Below are 14,766 nucleotides of genomic sequence, written 5' to 3'. Positions count from 1 at the left end.
TTTTATTCTAAAATACGTTGATTGAATAAAAAGCCTAACTTTGAGTTAGGCTTTTTTTATAATTTGAAGGTGAGTATTTGATTTTTAAACTTGTTCTAAATCACTAGTTGCAATGTTAGCTAGGTGTGCAATTAAAATTTTCTGATAAACTTACATAAATTTGTTGATTTTTCACACGAAGGTAAGGAATAAGTGACTACTACAGAAACAGTCAATGCAGATGTGTTACTTGAAATGGAATCAGTCCACGTTATGCCATTCAGTGAACACGATAAAATCATTCTAAGATCTTATGAGGCCGTGGTTGACGGTATTGCGAGTCTTATCGGTCCGTTTTGTGAAATCGTTTTACACTCTTTAGAAGACCTCAATACTTCTGCGATTAAAATTGCCAACGGCGAAAATACAGGTCGTCAGGTTGGTTCGCCGATCACCGATCTCGCATTGAAGATGCTGAAAGATATTGAAGGTTCTAAGCGTAACTTCTCACGTTCATACTTTACTCGCGCTAAAGGCGGAGTATTGATGAAGTCGATCACGGTTGCTATCCGCAATGGTGAAGACCGAGTGATTGGTTTGTTGTGTATTAACGTAAACTTAGATGCGCCATTCTCACAAGTACTGCAATCTTTCATGCCTACCCAAGATGCGGACGAAGCAGCATCATCAGTAAACTTTGCGAGTGATGTGGAAGAGCTTGTCGACCAGACGGTTGAACGCACCATTGAAGAAATCAATGCCGACAAATCAGTATCGAACAATACTAAGAACCGTCAAATCGTGATGGAGCTTTACGACAAAGGTATTTTCGATATCAAAGATGCGATTAACCGTGTTGCCGAGCGATTGAACATCTCTAAGCACACCGTATACCTATACATCCGCCAACGTAAAACAGAGGATGAAGAGGGTTGTTAAGCTATACACTTTTAGTGAATGGACCGGTCTACGGTTCACAATCGGCAAGAAGTGCTTACCAGTTTGCTGTGGCTCTTATTAATCAGGGCCACAAACTTCACAGTGTATTCTTCTATCAAGATGGCGTCAGTAATGGCTCTGGTATTACTGTGCCTGCTAATGATGAATTCGACTTGGCTTCCGCTTGGCAAAAACTGGCGGATGAGCACAATGTTAGCCTTGAAACGTGTGTGGCTGCTGCGCTTAGACGCGGAGTGATCAGCACGGATGAAGCAACGCAACATCAATTGAGTGCATCTAACTTGGCGGCTGGGTTTACCCAAGCTGGGTTAGGGAGCTTATCTGAAGCACTTTTGACGCAAGATAGGGTTGTACAGTTTTGAGTAAATTGGCCTTTGTATTTAACACTTTTCCTCATACGACGGCTGCGGGCAGGGAAGGGCTAGACGCACTGCTAGCGGCTTCAGCCTATAGTGAAGACATTACCGTGTTCTTTGTCGGTAATGGCGTTACACAGCTTCTCAAGGCTCAACAGCCTGATGAATCCCTATCACGTGACTATATTTCTGCATTCAAGCTTATGGACCTCTACGACATTGAGCAGGTTTACGTATGTCAACATAGCCTCAATCAGTTTGGTCTTTCGACCGATAACTTACTGATCGATGTGACTGCGCTAGAAGTGAATGAGTTGACGCAGAAGTTAGTTCAGAGCCAAAAAATACTGACTTTCTAGGGAACGTTATGCTTCATATTGTAAAATCAGTAGACAAACTCAAGCTTGCATTGGCGTACTCGCAACAAAAGGATCACATCCTTTTGGTTGAAGATGCGGTGTATGTTTGCCTTCCAAATCATGAGTTATTCAATCAAATCTCAAATGTTGATCATGTGTCGGTATTAAAAACAGATCTCGATAGCCGAGGTTTACAACAACTTGCTTCAAGCACTCTGGAACAAGTGGACTTCGACGGATTCGTCAAACTGACGGTTTTGAACGACAAATCAGTAACTTGGTAGCTGCGTTTTATCAGTATGGTTAAAAAAAGACCATCCTGAGCTCTAGACGGCTAAAAAAGATCTGTATATTTCTTGACACACATCCCACTGCTGAATAGAATTTTGCGTCCCTATTTACACTATGTGTAATAGGGCTAGATTTTTCATCAAGCTTACTTTCAAGTAAATCAGGAGCTAGTTAATGGCAACTATTAACCAGTTGGTACGTACTCCTCGTGTAAAGCAGGTTGTTAAAAGCAACGTGCCTGCACTAGAAGCGTGCCCACAAAAACGTGGTGTATGTACTCGCGTATATACTACTACTCCAAAAAAACCGAACTCAGCACTACGTAAAGTATGTCGTGTTCGTCTAACTAACGGCTTTGAAGTTACTTCATACATCGGCGGCGAAGGTCATAACCTTCAAGAACACAGTGTTGTTCTTATCCGTGGTGGTCGTGTTAAAGATTTACCAGGTGTGCGTTACCACACTGTTCGCGGTGCACTTGACTGTGCAGGCGTTAACGACCGTAAGAAAGGTCGTTCTAAGTATGGTGTGAAACGTCCTAAGTCTTAATGCGTCTTTTTTAAAAAGAAAGCGTTAAGTAAGGCCAAACACTATTTATTTATTATTCTGAAAAGTTTTGGAAAAAACCTGAAGAAGACAACGGAGAAATTCCATGCCACGTCGTCGCGTAATAGGCCAGCGTAAGATCCTTCCAGATCCTAAGTTCAAATCTGAACTGCTGGCAAAATTCGTTAACATCCTTATGGTTGACGGAAAAAAATCTACTGCAGAGAAGATTGTTTACACTGCACTAGAAACTATGGCTGAGAAATCTGGTAAAGATCACTTAGCTGTATTTGAAGAAGCTCTTGAAAATGTTCGCCCAGCGGTAGAAGTTAAATCTCGCCGTGTGGGTGGTTCAACTTACCAAGTACCTGTAGAAGTTCGTCCGGTTCGCCGTAACGCTCTTGCTATGCGTTGGGTAGTTGAAGCTGCGCGTAAGCGTGGTGAAAAATCTATGGCTCAACGCCTAGCTGCTGAAATGCTAGACGCGTCTGAGAACAAAGGTACTGCGGTTAAGAAACGTGAAGACGTTCACCGCATGGCTGACGCAAACAAAGCGTTCGCACATTACCGCTGGTAATACCTTTTTAGTGCTGCAAGGTTCCTTGCAGCACTTCTTTAGTTCCTATGCTTATGCTAGGAACTATTGCTATTTCTAGGGCAAGCACTTTTTAGCGAAGCATCGCTTTTAACGCATAATCTAGACATAGCAATAGTCCCTAAGTCTCTAATAAGAGGATTCAACCGTGGCTCGTAAAACTCCTATAGAGCAATACCGTAATATCGGTATCGTTGCTCACGTAGATGCAGGTAAAACAACCACAAGTGAACGTATTCTGTTCTATACCGGTCTTTCTCACAAAATCGGCGAAGTTCACGATGGTGCAGCAACCATGGACTGGATGGAGCAAGAGCAAGAGCGCGGTATTACGATCACTTCAGCAGCAACCACTACGTTTTGGCGTGGTATGGAAGCTCAGTTCTCGGACCACCGTATCAACATCATCGACACTCCTGGACACGTTGACTTCACAATCGAAGTAGAGCGTTCTCTGCGTGTACTTGATGGTGCAGTTGTTGTGTTCTGTGGCTCATCTGGTGTTGAACCTCAGTCAGAGACAGTATGGCGTCAAGCTGATAAGTACCAAGTTCCACGTATGGTTTTCGTTAACAAAATGGACCGTACAGGCGCAGATTTCTTGCGCGTAGTTGAACAGATCAAGGACCGCCTAGGCGCAACTCCTGTTCCAATTCAACTGAACATTGGTGCTGAAGAAAACTTCCAAGGTGTTGTCGATCTTATCAAGATGAAGGCAATCAACTGGAACGACGCTGACCAGGGCATGACTTTCACGTACGAAGATATTCCTGCAGACATGCAAGAAATGGCTGAAGAATATCGTACCGAACTTGTTGAAGCTGCTGCGGAAGCAAATGAAGAGCTGATGGATAAGTACCTTGAAGAAGGTGAATTAACAGAAGCTGAAATCAAGCAAGGTCTTCGTATTCGTACCCTTAATAATGAAATCGTACTTGCTACTTGTGGTAGTGCATTCAAAAACAAAGGTGTACAAGCTGTTCTAGATGCAGTGGTTGATTTCCTTCCTTCTCCAGTCGATGTACCGGCAATTAAAGGTGTTGATGACGACGAGAATGAAATTGAGCGTCACGCGGACGACAAAGAACCGTTCTCAGCGCTAGCATTTAAAATTGCAACAGACCCATTTGTTGGTACTTTAACTTTCATCCGTGTTTACTCTGGAGTTGTTGAAAGCGGTAAAACAGCTTACAACTCTGTGAAGAAACAACGTGAACGTTTAGGGCGCATTGTTCAAATGCACTCAAACAAACGTGAAGAAGTAAAAGAAGTACGAGCAGGTGACATCGCAGCCATTATCGGCCTTAAAGATGTTACTACTGGTGAAACTCTATGTGATCAGAACCATAAAATCGTTCTTGAGCGTATGGAATTTCCAGATCCAGTTATTCAGATCGTTGTAGAGCCTCGCTCTCAAGCTGATCAAGATAAAATGACTATCGCTCTAGGTAAACTAGCAGCAGAAGACCCATCATTCCGCGTTGATATGGATGCGGAAACTGGCCAGACACTGATTTCTGGTATGGGCGAACTACACTTAGATATCATCGTTGACCGTATGAAGCGTGAATTTAACGTCAACTGCAACGTTGGTAACCCGCAAGTAGCTTATCGTGAAACGATTCGCGGTACTGCGAAAGCGGAAGGTAAATTTATCCGTGAGCATGGTGGTAAAGGTCAGTACGGTCACGTGTGGCTAAAACTTGAACCATCAGAAGCTGGCGAAGGCTTTGTCTTCGTTGATGAAATTGCCAACGGTATCGTACCTAAAGAGTTTATCGCTTCAGTCGCTAAAGGCGTTGAAGAGCAGATGAACAATGGTGTACTTGCTGGCTATCCAGTTTTGGATATCAAAGCTACACTATATGATGGTTCTTACCATGAAGTAGATTCAAGTGAGATGGCGTTTACAATCGCTGCCTCTATGGCTTTCAGAACGGGTGCACTTGAAGCGCAACCGGTTCTGCTTGAGCCTATGATGAAAGTTGAAGTAACTACTCCAGAAGACTGGATGGGTGACGTTGTTGGCGATATTAACCGTCGTCGCGGCATCATCGAAGGTATGGACGAGGGGACAGCTGGCCTGAAGATAATTCGTGCACAAGTTCCGTTGTCTGTCATGTTCGGTTACGCAACTGATTTACGTTCTGCGACACAAGGCCGTGCTTCTTACTCTATGGAGTTTAGTGAGTACGCTGAAGTGCCTAACAATGTTGCAAAAGCAATCATTGCAGAGCGTGGTTAAACAAAAGGGACGCATTTTTTTCATTTTTTGAAAGATCAATGCGTCCAAATATTGCGCTAACGAGAGTTGGCGCATAAAATAGCAATTTCTGGCGCGTCTCGCTCAATAATGAACGTGGCGAATCATAACTAGGAAGGAACACGATTGTGTCTAAAGAAAAATTTGAACGTACGAAACCGCACGTAAACGTTGGTACTATCGGCCACGTTGACCACGGTAAAACAACTCTAACTGCTGCTATCTGTACTACACTTGCAAAAGTGTACGGCGGTGTTGCTAAAGATTTCGCATCTATCGATAACGCTCCAGAAGAGCGCGAGCGCGGTATCACAATCGCAACTTCTCACGTTGAGTACGATACTCCTGAACGTCACTACGCACACGTAGACTGTCCTGGACACGCCGATTATGTTAAAAACATGATCACTGGTGCTGCTCAAATGGACGGCGGTATCCTAGTTGTTGCTGCTACAGATGGCCCTATGCCACAAACACGTGAGCACATCCTACTTGGTCGTCAAGTTGGTATCCCTTACATCATCGTATTCATGAACAAATGTGACATGGTTGATGACGAAGAGCTACTTGAGCTAGTAGAAATGGAAGTACGTGAACTTCTTTCTGAGTACGAGTACCCAGGAGACGACCTTCCAGTAATTCAAGGTTCTGCACTTGGCGCTCTAAACGGCGAAAAGCAGTGGGAAGACAAGATCGTTGAGCTTGCAGAAGCACTAGATTCTTACATTCCACTTCCAGAGCGTGCTGTTGATCTACCGTTCCTACTTCCTATTGAAGATGTATTCTCAATCCAAGGTCGTGGTACTGTAGTTACTGGTCGTATCGAGCGCGGTATCCTACGTGTAGGTGACGAAGTAGAAATCGTTGGTATCAAAGAAACTACTCTTACTACTTGTACTGGTGTTGAAATGTTCCGTAAGCTGCTTGACGAAGGTCGTGCAGGTGAGAACGTTGGTGCACTTCTACGTGGTACTAAGCGTGATGACGTTGAACGTGGCCAAGTACTTTCTGCTAAAGGTTCAATCAACCCACACACTAAGTTTGAGTCTGAAGTATACGTACTTTCTAAAGACGAAGGCGGCCGTCACACTCCTTTCTTCAAGGGTTACCGTCCACAGTTCTACTTCCGTACAACTGACGTAACAGGCGATATCACTCTACCAGAAGGCGTAGAAATGGTAATGCCAGGTGACAACGTTCAAATGACTGTTGAGCTAATCGCTCCAATCGCAATGGACGAAGGTCTACGTTTCGCAATCCGCGAAGGTGGCCGTACAGTTGGTGCTGGTGTTGTAGCTAAAATCTTCGCTTAATAGCATTTAGATTTTTGCACACTCTTCATTGAAGAGCACGCATCTAAAAAGGGAAGCTTCGGCTTCCCTTTTATTATTTATAGAGAAACATTCCTTTATCGCGCAATACTCCATACCTCCCCAAGTTCCTTTTTCAATATATTCCGATTATTTTCCCAACACTACTTGCATACTAAAACGTGATCTGTATAATGCATCGCACTGGCTAACGCCGGTTTGTGAACCAATGAGCACTGAGGAGTAGGTCTTACCTAGTAATGTATACTCAGCTTATGTTCGCGGTTAATAAAAATAGTAAACTTCGTGTTTACTTCAAAAGTTAACTGACAATGCGTCCTGATTTTGGATGCTACGGTTTCACATAAATCAATCGGCATTCTCTCGTTCTTTCGAGCTTGAGTGGCGATATTGTTTGTGTAATTTTTAATAATTGGAGCTCTGTCTCATGCAGAACCAACGTATTCGTATCCGCCTTAAAGCGTTTGATTACAAGCTAATCGATGCTTCAACTGCGGAAATCGTTGAAACAGCAAAACGTACTGGCGCACAGGTTCGTGGTCCTATTCCACTTCCTACTCGTAAAGAGCGTTTCACTGTTCTTACCTCTCCACACGTCAACAAAGATGCACGTGACCAGTACGAAATTCGTACTCACAAGCGTTTGATCGACATCGTTGAGCCAACAGATAAAACTGTTGATGCTCTAATGCGTCTTGATCTTGCAGCTGGCGTTGATGTTCAAATCAGCCTAGGTTAAGGGAGATAAGAATAATGATTGGTCTAGTCGGACGTAAAGTGGGTATGACCCGCGTATTTACTGAAGAAGGCGTTTCTATCCCAGTAACTGTTGTTGAGGTTGAAGCGAACCGTATTTCTCAAGTTAAAACTCTTGAGACAGACGGCTACGCAGCAATCCAAGTAACTACTGGTGCTAAGAAAGCTAACCGTGTAACTAAACCTGAAGCTGGTCACTTCGCGAAAGCGGGTGTAGAAGCAGGTCGCGGTCTTTGGGAATTCCGTTTAGAAAACGGCGAAGAGTTTGAAGTTGGCGCTGAGCTAAACGTAGAACTTTTCAACGAAATTAAAAAAGTAGACGTTACTGGTACATCTAAAGGTAAAGGCTTCCAAGGCGCTATCAAGCGTTGGAATTTCTCTACTCAAGATATGACTCACGGTAACTCTTTGTCTCACCGCGCACCGGGTTCAATTGGCCAATGTCAAACTCCAGGCCGCGTGTTTAAAGGCAAGAAAATGGCAGGTCACATGGGAGCTGAGCGTGTAACGACTCAAAACCTAGAGATCGTACGTGTTGACGCTGAGCGCAATCTACTCCTTATTAAAGGTGCAGTACCAGGCTCAACAGGCGGTAACGTGATCGTAAAACCTGCTGTTAAAGCATAACGTCTAGGAGTAAGTAATGGAATTGATGGTTAAAGGTGCTGATGCACTAACTGTTTCCGAGACTACTTTCGGACGTGACTTTAACGAAGCTCTAGTACACCAAGTAGTTGTTGCATATGCAGCAGGTGCTCGTCAAGGTACTCGTGCTCAAAAGACTCGTTCTGAAGTATCAGGCGGCGGTGCTAAGCCATGGCGCCAAAAAGGTACTGGCCGTGCACGTGCTGGTACAATTCGTAGCCCAATCTGGCGTACAGGTGGTGTTACTTTTGCTGCGAAACCACAAGATCACAGCCAAAAAGTAAACAAAAAAATGTACCGCGGTGCTATGAAGAGCATTCTGTCTGAGTTGATTCGTCAAGAGCGTCTAATCGTTGTTGATAACTTCTCTGTAGAAGCACCAAAAACAAAAGAACTTGTAGCTAAGCTTAAAGAGCTTGAGCTAAACGACGTTCTGATTGTGACTGGCGAAGTAGATGAAAATCTATTCTTAGCTGCTCGTAACCTATACAAAGTAGATGCACGTGATGTTGCTGGTGTTGATCCAGTATCACTAATCGCTTTCGACAAGGTTCTGATGACTGCTGACGCAGTTAAGCAAGTTGAGGAGATGCTAGCATGATCACTGAAGAGCGTATCTTAAAAGTTCTACGTGCTCCGCACATCTCTGAAAAAGCAACTATGGCAGCTGAGAAAGCGAACACTATCGTTTTCAAAGTAGCTAAAGATGCAACTAAGAAAGAGATCAAAGCAGCTGTAGAAAAGCTATTTGAAGTTGAAGTTAAGTCTGTAAATACTCTTGTATTAAAGGGTAAGACCAAACGTCAAGGTATGCGTGAAGGCCGTCGTTCAGACGTTAAGAAAGCCTACGTTACTTTGAAAGAAGGTCAAGATCTTGACTTCGTTGGCGGCGCGGAATAACAGGAGTAGTAAAAATGGCTATTGTTAAATGTAAGCCGACTTCCCCTGGTCGTCGTCACGTCGTTAAAGTTGTTAACGCTGACCTGCACAAGGGTAAGCCATACGCACCACTTTTAGAGAAAAACTCTAAGAACGGTGGTCGTAACAACAACGGTCGTATTACAGTACGTCACATCGGTGGTGGTCATAAACACCATTACCGTCTGATTGACTTCAAACGTACTAAAGATGGCATCCCAGCGAAAGTTGAGCGTCTAGAATACGATCCAAACCGTAGTGCTAACATCGCTCTAGTTCTGTACGCAGACGGTGAGCGTCGTTACATCATTGCACCTAAAGGTGTTAACGCAGGCGACCAGATTCAATCTGGCGTAGATGCTGCAATCAAAGCAGGTAACACTCTGCCGATGCGCAACATCCCAGTAGGTTCTACTGTACACTGTGTTGAACTTAAGCCTGGTAAAGGTGCACAACTAGCTCGTTCGGCTGGTGCTTATGCTCAAATCATCGCTCGCGATGGTGCATACGTAACTATCCGTCTACGTTCTGGTGAAATGCGCAAAGTACTTTCTGAAGGTCGTGCAACGATCGGTGAAGTTGGTAACTCTGAGCATATGCTACGTGAACTTGGTAAAGCTGGTGCTTCACGCTGGCGCGGCGTACGTCCAACCGTACGTGGTGTAGTAATGAACCCGGTGGATCACCCACATGGTGGTGGTGAAGGCCGCACATCTGGTGGTCGTCACCCAGTATCTCCTTGGGGCGTTCCTACTAAGGGCTTCAAGACTCGTAAGAATAAGCGCACTGACAAGTACATCGTACGTCGTCGCACTAAATAATTTATAAAGAGGAATCGCCATGCCACGTTCTCTCAAGAAAGGTCCTTTTATTGACCTACACTTGCTGAAGAAGGTAGAGAAAGCGGTGGAAAGCGGAGACAAAAAGCCTATTAAGACTTGGTCCCGTCGCTCAATGATCATCCCAACAATGATTGGTTTGACCATCGCTGTCCATAATGGTCGTCAGCACGTCCCTGTTTTCGTTACCGAAGAAATGATCGGTCACAAACTAGGCGAATTTGCACCAACTCGTACTTATCGCGGTCATGCTGCAGATAAGAAAGCTAAGAAGAAATAAGGAGTAGATGATGGAAGCTTTAGCTAAACATAACTTTGCTCGTATTTCTCCACAGAAAGCTCGCTTAGTTGCAGACCAAATTCGCGGTAAGTCGGTAGACCAGGCTCTAGAAATTCTAACTTTCAGCAACAAAAAAGCTGCTGTTTTAGTTAAGAAAGTTCTTGAGTCAGCTATCGCTAACGCGGAACATAACGAAGGTGCAGATATCGACGATCTAAATGTCGCTAAAATCTTCGTAGATGAGGGCCCTATCATGAAGCGTATTATGCCTCGTGCTAAAGGCCGTGCGGATCGTATCTTGAAGCGTTCAAGCCACATCACTATTGTTGTAGCAGATCGCTAAAGACTAGGAGAGTAAGCAATGGGTCAGAAAGTACATCCTAATGGTATTCGTCTTGGCATCGTCAAGCCTTGGAATGCTACATGGTTTGCTAATACCAACGAATTCGCTGACAACCTAGACGGCGACTTCAAGGTACGTCAGTTCCTTACCAAGGAACTACAAAAAGCATCATTATCTCGTATCGTTATCGAGCGTCCAGCGAAGAGCATCCGTGTGACTATTCACACAGCTCGTCCTGGCGTTGTTATCGGTAAGAAAGGTGAAGACGTAGAGAAGCTACGCGCAGCTGTAGCTAAAATCGCAGGTGTACCAGCGCAAATTAACATCGCTGAAGTACGTAAGCCTGAGCTAGATGGTCAGCTTGTAGCTGATAGCATCGCGTCTCAACTAGAGCGTCGTGTTATGTTCCGTCGTGCAATGAAGCGTGCGGTACAAAATGCTATGCGTCTAGGCGCTAAAGGCATCAAAGTACAAGTAGGCGGCCGTCTTGGCGGTGCTGAAATCGCACGTTCAGAGTGGTACCGTGAAGGCCGTGTGCCTCTACACACTCTACGTGCAGACATTGATTACGCAACTTCTTCGGCTCACACTCAATACGGTGTGATCGGCATTAAAGTTTGGATCTTCAAAGGTGAGATTCTAGGCGGTATGCCAGCTGCTAACGCAGTAGAGCCAAAAGGCGATAAGCCTAAGAAGCAGCGTAAAGGCCGTAAGTAAGGAGTCGAACGATGCTACAACCAAAACGTACTAAGTTCCGCAAGGTTATGACTGGTCGTAACCGTGGTCTAGCTAAAGGTACTGAAGTAAGCTTCGGCGAATTCGGTCTTAAAGCTGTTGGCCGTGGTCGTCTGACTGCACGTCAAATCGAAGCGGCACGTCGTGCTATGACACGTCACATTAAGCGTCAAGGTCAAATCTGGATCCGTGTTTTCCCAGACAAACCAATTACTGAAAAGCCTCTTGAAGTTCGTCAAGGTAAAGGTAAAGGTTCAGTTGCGTACTGGGTTGCTCAAATCCAACCAGGCAAAGTTATGTACGAGATGAATGGCGTACCTGAAGAGTTGGCACGTGAAGCGTTCCGCCTAGCGGCGCGTAAACTGCCTGTTAAAACTACTTTTGTAACTAAGCAGGTGATGTGATGAAAGCACAAGATCTACGCGAAAAGAACGTTGAAGAGCTTAACGCTGAGCTATTGAATTTGCTACGTGAACAGTTCAACTTGCGCATGCAAGCTGCAACTGGTCAACTTCAGCAAACTCATACTCTAAAAGCTGTACGCCGTGACATCGCACGTGTGAAAACTGTTTTGACTGAAAAGGCAGGCGCATAATGAGCGAAACTAACCGCATCCAGCAAGGCCGTGTAGTAAGTGACAAGATGGACAAGTCTATCGTTGTTGCTATTGAGCGTACTGTAAAACACCCAATTTACGGTAAGTTCATCAAACGCACGACTAAAGTACACGCACACGACGAAGACAACACTTGTGGCCTAGGCGACAAAGTTGAAATCGCTGAGTGTCGTCCTCTGTCTAAGACTAAGTCTTGGACATTGGTTAAAGTTCTAGAAAAAGCGAAGATTTAATCTTTGTAATTCTATAACTTATAAGCGGCTCCAAATTATTTTTTGGAGCCGCTTGTTTTTTGTCTACCCAATTTAAAAAAAGGGTGGTACAATTCGCGTCCCTTTTAAAGAGGCAGCCCGACCCGAGAGGGTCTAGTTTTAATATTTAGCGGAGCACTAACAATGATCCAGATGCAAAGTACACTTGACGCAGCAGATAACTCTGGCGCGCGCAAGGTAATGTGTATTAAGGTTCTGGGTGGCTCTCACCGCCGTTATGCACATATCGGTGACGTCATCAAGGTTACAGTGAAGGAAGCGATTCCTCGCGGTAAAGTAAAGAAAGGTGATGTTCTGAAGGCGGTAGTAGTGCGCACCCGTAAAGGCGTTCGTCGCCCAGACGGTTCTGTCATTCGCTTCGACAGTAATGCTTGTGTATTGTTAAATGACACTACTGAGCAACCAGTCGGCACACGTATCTTTGGTCCTGTGACTCGTGAACTTCGTAACGCGAAATTCATGAAGATTGTATCACTTGCACCTGAAGTTCTGTAAGGAGCGGCAACATGGCAGCTAAAATCCGTCGTAACGACGAAGTAATCATTCTTGCTGGTAAAGATAAAGGCAAGAAAGGTAAAGTAACTAAGGTTCTGACAACTGGTAAAGTTGTTGTTGAAGGCATCAATCTTGTTAAAAAACACCAAAAGCCGGTTCCGGCTCTAGGTCAACAAGGTGGCATCGTTGAACAAGAAGCAGCTATTGATGCTTCTAACGTTGCAGTCTTTAACGCGGCTACTGGTAAAGCAGACCGTATCGGTTTCCGTATCGAAGATGGCAAGAAAGTTCGTTTCTTCAAATCTAACGGCGAAACTGTTTCTAACTAATTAGAAGTAATTTGGAGTTCTACTATGGCGAAACTGCATGATTACTACAAGTCGTCTGTAGTCGCTGAGCTTACCAAAGAGTTCAGCTACACAAGCGTCATGCAAGTCCCTAGGATTGAGAAAATCACCCTAAACATGGGCGTTGGTGAAGCAATCAACGATAAGAAACTGCTAGAAAACGCAGCATCTGATATGGCAACGATCTCTGGTCAAAAGCCACTTATCACGAAAGCGCGTAAATCTGTAGCTGGTTTCAAAATTCGTGAAGGCTACCCAATTGGTTGTAAAGTAACCTTGCGTGGTGAGCGCATGTGGGAATTTTTAGAGCGTTTAATCTCTATCGCACTTCCACGTGTACGTGATTTCCGTGGTGTTAGCGCTAAGTCTTTTGACGGACGCGGTAACTACAGCATGGGCGTTCGCGAGCAAATCATCTTTCCGGAAATCGACTACGATAAAGTCGATCGTGTCCGCGGTCTTGATATTACTATCACGACATCTGCGGGATCCGATGAGGAAGGCCGAGCTCTGCTGGCTGCCTTTAACTTCCCATTCCGTAAGTAAGGGTAGGGTTACTGTTATGGCTAAACAATCAATGAAAGCACGTGAAGCTAAACGTGCAAAACTAGTAGTTAAGTTCGCTGAAAAGCGTTCTGCGCTAAAAGTTATCATTAGCGATGTAAACGCATCTGAAGAAGATCGTTGGAATGCGGTTCTTAAACTGCAATCTCTTCCACGTGATTCAAGTGCATCACGTCAGCGCAACCGTTGCAACCAAACTGGTCGTCCACACGGTTACCTACGTAAATTCGGTCTAAGCCGCATTAAGGTTCGTGAAGCTTGCATGAAAGGCGAGATTCCGGGTCTTCGTAAGGCTAGCTGGTAATTGCCACTTAATCATTTGGAGTAAATCTTATGAGCATGCAAGATCCGATTTCGGATATGCTGACCCGAGTTCGTAACGGTCAGGCAGCAAATAAAGTTGCTGTAAAAATGCCTTCTTCAAAGCTTAAAGTTGCAATTGCTGCATTACTTAAAGCTGAAGGTTACATCGTAGACTTCGCTGTTGACAGCGAAGTAAAACCTGAGCTAGAAGTTACTCTTAAGTACTTCCAAGCTAAACCTGTAATCGAGCAAATCAAGCGTGTATCACGTCCTGGTCTAAGAGTTTATAAAAATAAAGACTCTTTACCTACAGTGATGGGTGGTCTTGGTATTGCAGTTGTTTCTACTTCCAAGGGTCTGATGTCTGACCGTGCTGCTCGCAAGGCAGGTCTTGGCGGTGAAATCATCTGTTACGTAGCTTAAGGAGTAGATTATGTCTCGTGTTGCTAAAGCACCTGTCGCTATTCCAGCTGGCGTAGAGGTGAAACTAAACGGCCAAGAAGTTACTGTAAAAGGTAGCAAAGGTGAGCTTACTCGCGTTCTTAACAGCGCCGTAGTTATTGCACAGGAAGAAAACAACCTAACTTTCGGTCCGAAAGAAGGTGTTACTAACGCATGGGCACAGGCTGGTACAGCTCGCGCTCTAGTTAATAACATGGTTGTGGGTGTTACTCAGGGCTTCGTTAAGAAGTTAACTCTTAAAGGTGTTGGTTACCGTGCTGCTATCAAAGGCAACTCTGTAGGTCTAACACTAGGCTTTTCTCACCCAGTAGAGCACGCTCTACCTGAAGGTATTAAAGCTGAGTGCCCTAGCCAAACTGAGATCATTATTACTGGTTGCGATAAGCAAGTAGTAGGTCAAGTTGCGGCTGACATTCGTTCTTACCGTGCTCCTGAACCTTATAAAGGTAAAGGTGTTCGTTACGCAGATGAAAATGTGCGTACTAAAGAAGCTAAGAAGAAGTAAGGTATC

At 44.6% G+C, this 14,766-nt stretch carries 25 protein-coding genes; all 25 read left to right on the top strand.

The window, feature by feature from the left end:
- The first annotated feature begins 192 nt into the window (after positions 1 to 192).
- The 25 genes from DUN60_RS12830 (at position 193) to rplF (ending at position 14,760) form a co-directional block, all read left to right on the top strand.
- Positions 193 to 918 (top strand): helix-turn-helix transcriptional regulator, encoded by a 726-nt coding sequence (locus DUN60_RS12830; RefSeq protein ID WP_004729851.1) that lies wholly within the window; start codon positions 193 to 195, stop codon positions 916 to 918.
- The gene (gene tusD / locus DUN60_RS12825) at positions 912 to 1,301 is read left to right on the top strand and encodes a sulfurtransferase complex subunit TusD (RefSeq protein ID WP_054548206.1); all 390 of its coding nucleotides are present in this window, start codon (positions 912 to 914) and stop codon (positions 1,299 to 1,301) included. Before DUN60_RS12830 ends, tusD begins: the two co-directional genes overlap by 7 nt.
- On the top strand, positions 1,298 to 1,654 hold the full coding sequence (gene tusC, locus DUN60_RS12820) for a sulfurtransferase complex subunit TusC (RefSeq protein ID WP_114634059.1): 357 nt from the start codon (positions 1,298 to 1,300) through the stop codon (positions 1,652 to 1,654). Before tusD ends, tusC begins: the two co-directional genes overlap by 4 nt.
- Positions 1,655 to 1,662: 8 nt before the next feature.
- On the top strand, positions 1,663 to 1,938 hold the full coding sequence (gene tusB, locus DUN60_RS12815; RefSeq protein ID WP_114634058.1) for a sulfurtransferase complex subunit TusB: 276 nt from the start codon (positions 1,663 to 1,665) through the stop codon (positions 1,936 to 1,938).
- A gap of 181 nt (positions 1,939 to 2,119) precedes the next feature.
- On the top strand, positions 2,120 to 2,494 hold the full coding sequence (gene rpsL, locus DUN60_RS12810; RefSeq protein ID WP_012604917.1) for a 30S ribosomal protein S12: 375 nt from the start codon (positions 2,120 to 2,122) through the stop codon (positions 2,492 to 2,494).
- Positions 2,495 to 2,597: 103 nt separating this feature from the next.
- Positions 2,598 to 3,068, top strand: a complete 471-nt coding sequence (gene rpsG, locus DUN60_RS12805) for a 30S ribosomal protein S7 (RefSeq protein ID WP_017073678.1) — start codon at positions 2,598 to 2,600, stop codon at positions 3,066 to 3,068.
- 166 nt (positions 3,069 to 3,234) lie between these two features.
- Positions 3,235 to 5,331 carry an elongation factor G gene (gene fusA, locus DUN60_RS12800; protein WP_114634057.1) on the top strand — a complete coding sequence of 699 codons (2,097 nt, stop codon included), beginning with the start codon at positions 3,235 to 3,237 and terminating at the stop codon, positions 5,329 to 5,331.
- A 146-nt stretch (positions 5,332 to 5,477) separates the two neighbouring features.
- Complete coding sequence (tuf, locus tag DUN60_RS12795; RefSeq protein ID WP_012604914.1) at positions 5,478 to 6,662, top strand: elongation factor Tu; 1,185 nt, start codon at positions 5,478 to 5,480, stop codon at positions 6,660 to 6,662.
- A 445-nt stretch (positions 6,663 to 7,107) separates the two neighbouring features.
- The gene (rpsJ, locus tag DUN60_RS12790) at positions 7,108 to 7,419 is read left to right on the top strand and encodes a 30S ribosomal protein S10 (RefSeq protein ID WP_004736761.1); all 312 of its coding nucleotides are present in this window, start codon (positions 7,108 to 7,110) and stop codon (positions 7,417 to 7,419) included.
- A 14-nt stretch (positions 7,420 to 7,433) separates the two neighbouring features.
- Positions 7,434 to 8,063 (top strand): 50S ribosomal protein L3, encoded by a 630-nt coding sequence (gene rplC, locus DUN60_RS12785; RefSeq protein ID WP_004736763.1) that lies wholly within the window; start codon positions 7,434 to 7,436, stop codon positions 8,061 to 8,063.
- A gap of 16 nt (positions 8,064 to 8,079) precedes the next feature.
- Entirely contained in the window at positions 8,080 to 8,682 is a 603-nt protein-coding gene (gene rplD, locus DUN60_RS12780) for a 50S ribosomal protein L4 (protein ID WP_004736764.1), read from the top strand.
- Positions 8,679 to 8,981 carry a 50S ribosomal protein L23 gene (gene rplW, locus DUN60_RS12775; protein WP_004736765.1) on the top strand — a complete coding sequence of 101 codons (303 nt, stop codon included), beginning with the start codon at positions 8,679 to 8,681 and terminating at the stop codon, positions 8,979 to 8,981. The genes rplD and rplW overlap by 4 nt, the downstream gene beginning before the upstream one ends.
- Positions 8,982 to 8,995: 14 nt before the next feature.
- A complete protein-coding gene (rplB, locus tag DUN60_RS12770; RefSeq protein WP_017076297.1) occupies positions 8,996 to 9,820 on the top strand; it encodes a 50S ribosomal protein L2 in 825 nt (274 codons plus the stop codon).
- Positions 9,821 to 9,839: 19 nt separating this feature from the next.
- Entirely contained in the window at positions 9,840 to 10,118 is a 279-nt protein-coding gene (gene rpsS, locus DUN60_RS12765; protein WP_004736729.1) for a 30S ribosomal protein S19, read from the top strand.
- A 10-nt stretch (positions 10,119 to 10,128) separates the two neighbouring features.
- Entirely contained in the window at positions 10,129 to 10,461 is a 333-nt protein-coding gene (gene rplV / locus DUN60_RS12760; RefSeq protein WP_004736732.1) for a 50S ribosomal protein L22, read from the top strand.
- An 18-nt stretch (positions 10,462 to 10,479) separates the two neighbouring features.
- On the top strand, positions 10,480 to 11,178 hold the full coding sequence (gene rpsC, locus DUN60_RS12755) for a 30S ribosomal protein S3 (protein WP_004736734.1): 699 nt from the start codon (positions 10,480 to 10,482) through the stop codon (positions 11,176 to 11,178).
- Positions 11,179 to 11,189: 11 nt separating this feature from the next.
- A complete protein-coding gene (gene rplP / locus DUN60_RS12750) occupies positions 11,190 to 11,600 on the top strand; it encodes a 50S ribosomal protein L16 (RefSeq protein WP_004736736.1) in 411 nt (136 codons plus the stop codon).
- On the top strand, positions 11,600 to 11,791 hold the full coding sequence (rpmC, locus tag DUN60_RS12745) for a 50S ribosomal protein L29 (RefSeq protein WP_004736737.1): 192 nt from the start codon (positions 11,600 to 11,602) through the stop codon (positions 11,789 to 11,791). The genes rplP and rpmC overlap by 1 nt, the downstream gene beginning before the upstream one ends.
- Positions 11,791 to 12,045 (top strand): 30S ribosomal protein S17, encoded by a 255-nt coding sequence (gene rpsQ, locus DUN60_RS12740; protein WP_004736739.1) that lies wholly within the window; start codon positions 11,791 to 11,793, stop codon positions 12,043 to 12,045. The genes rpmC and rpsQ overlap by 1 nt, the downstream gene beginning before the upstream one ends.
- Before the next feature lie 162 nt (positions 12,046 to 12,207).
- Positions 12,208 to 12,579, top strand: coding sequence for a 50S ribosomal protein L14 (gene rplN / locus DUN60_RS12735; protein ID WP_004736740.1), 372 nt, complete (start codon positions 12,208 to 12,210; stop codon positions 12,577 to 12,579).
- Between the two features lie 11 nt (positions 12,580 to 12,590).
- The gene (rplX, locus tag DUN60_RS12730) at positions 12,591 to 12,908 is read left to right on the top strand and encodes a 50S ribosomal protein L24 (RefSeq protein ID WP_004736742.1); all 318 of its coding nucleotides are present in this window, start codon (positions 12,591 to 12,593) and stop codon (positions 12,906 to 12,908) included.
- 24 nt (positions 12,909 to 12,932) lie between these two features.
- Complete coding sequence (rplE, locus tag DUN60_RS12725; protein ID WP_004736744.1) at positions 12,933 to 13,472, top strand: 50S ribosomal protein L5; 540 nt, start codon at positions 12,933 to 12,935, stop codon at positions 13,470 to 13,472.
- A gap of 16 nt (positions 13,473 to 13,488) precedes the next feature.
- The gene (rpsN, locus tag DUN60_RS12720; RefSeq protein WP_004736747.1) at positions 13,489 to 13,794 is read left to right on the top strand and encodes a 30S ribosomal protein S14; all 306 of its coding nucleotides are present in this window, start codon (positions 13,489 to 13,491) and stop codon (positions 13,792 to 13,794) included.
- 29 nt (positions 13,795 to 13,823) lie between these two features.
- Positions 13,824 to 14,216, top strand: a complete 393-nt coding sequence (rpsH, locus tag DUN60_RS12715) for a 30S ribosomal protein S8 (protein ID WP_004736749.1) — start codon at positions 13,824 to 13,826, stop codon at positions 14,214 to 14,216.
- Positions 14,217 to 14,226: 10 nt separating this feature from the next.
- The gene (rplF, locus tag DUN60_RS12710; protein ID WP_004736750.1) at positions 14,227 to 14,760 is read left to right on the top strand and encodes a 50S ribosomal protein L6; all 534 of its coding nucleotides are present in this window, start codon (positions 14,227 to 14,229) and stop codon (positions 14,758 to 14,760) included.
- Positions 14,761 to 14,766 lie beyond the last annotated feature (6 nt).

This window comes from Vibrio splendidus (assembly GCF_003345295.1).
Classification (GTDB): domain Bacteria; phylum Pseudomonadota; class Gammaproteobacteria; order Enterobacterales; family Vibrionaceae; genus Vibrio; species Vibrio splendidus_K.
Note: the sequence above shows the minus strand (reverse complement) of the source record. Positions and strands in the feature narration are given on the sequence as shown.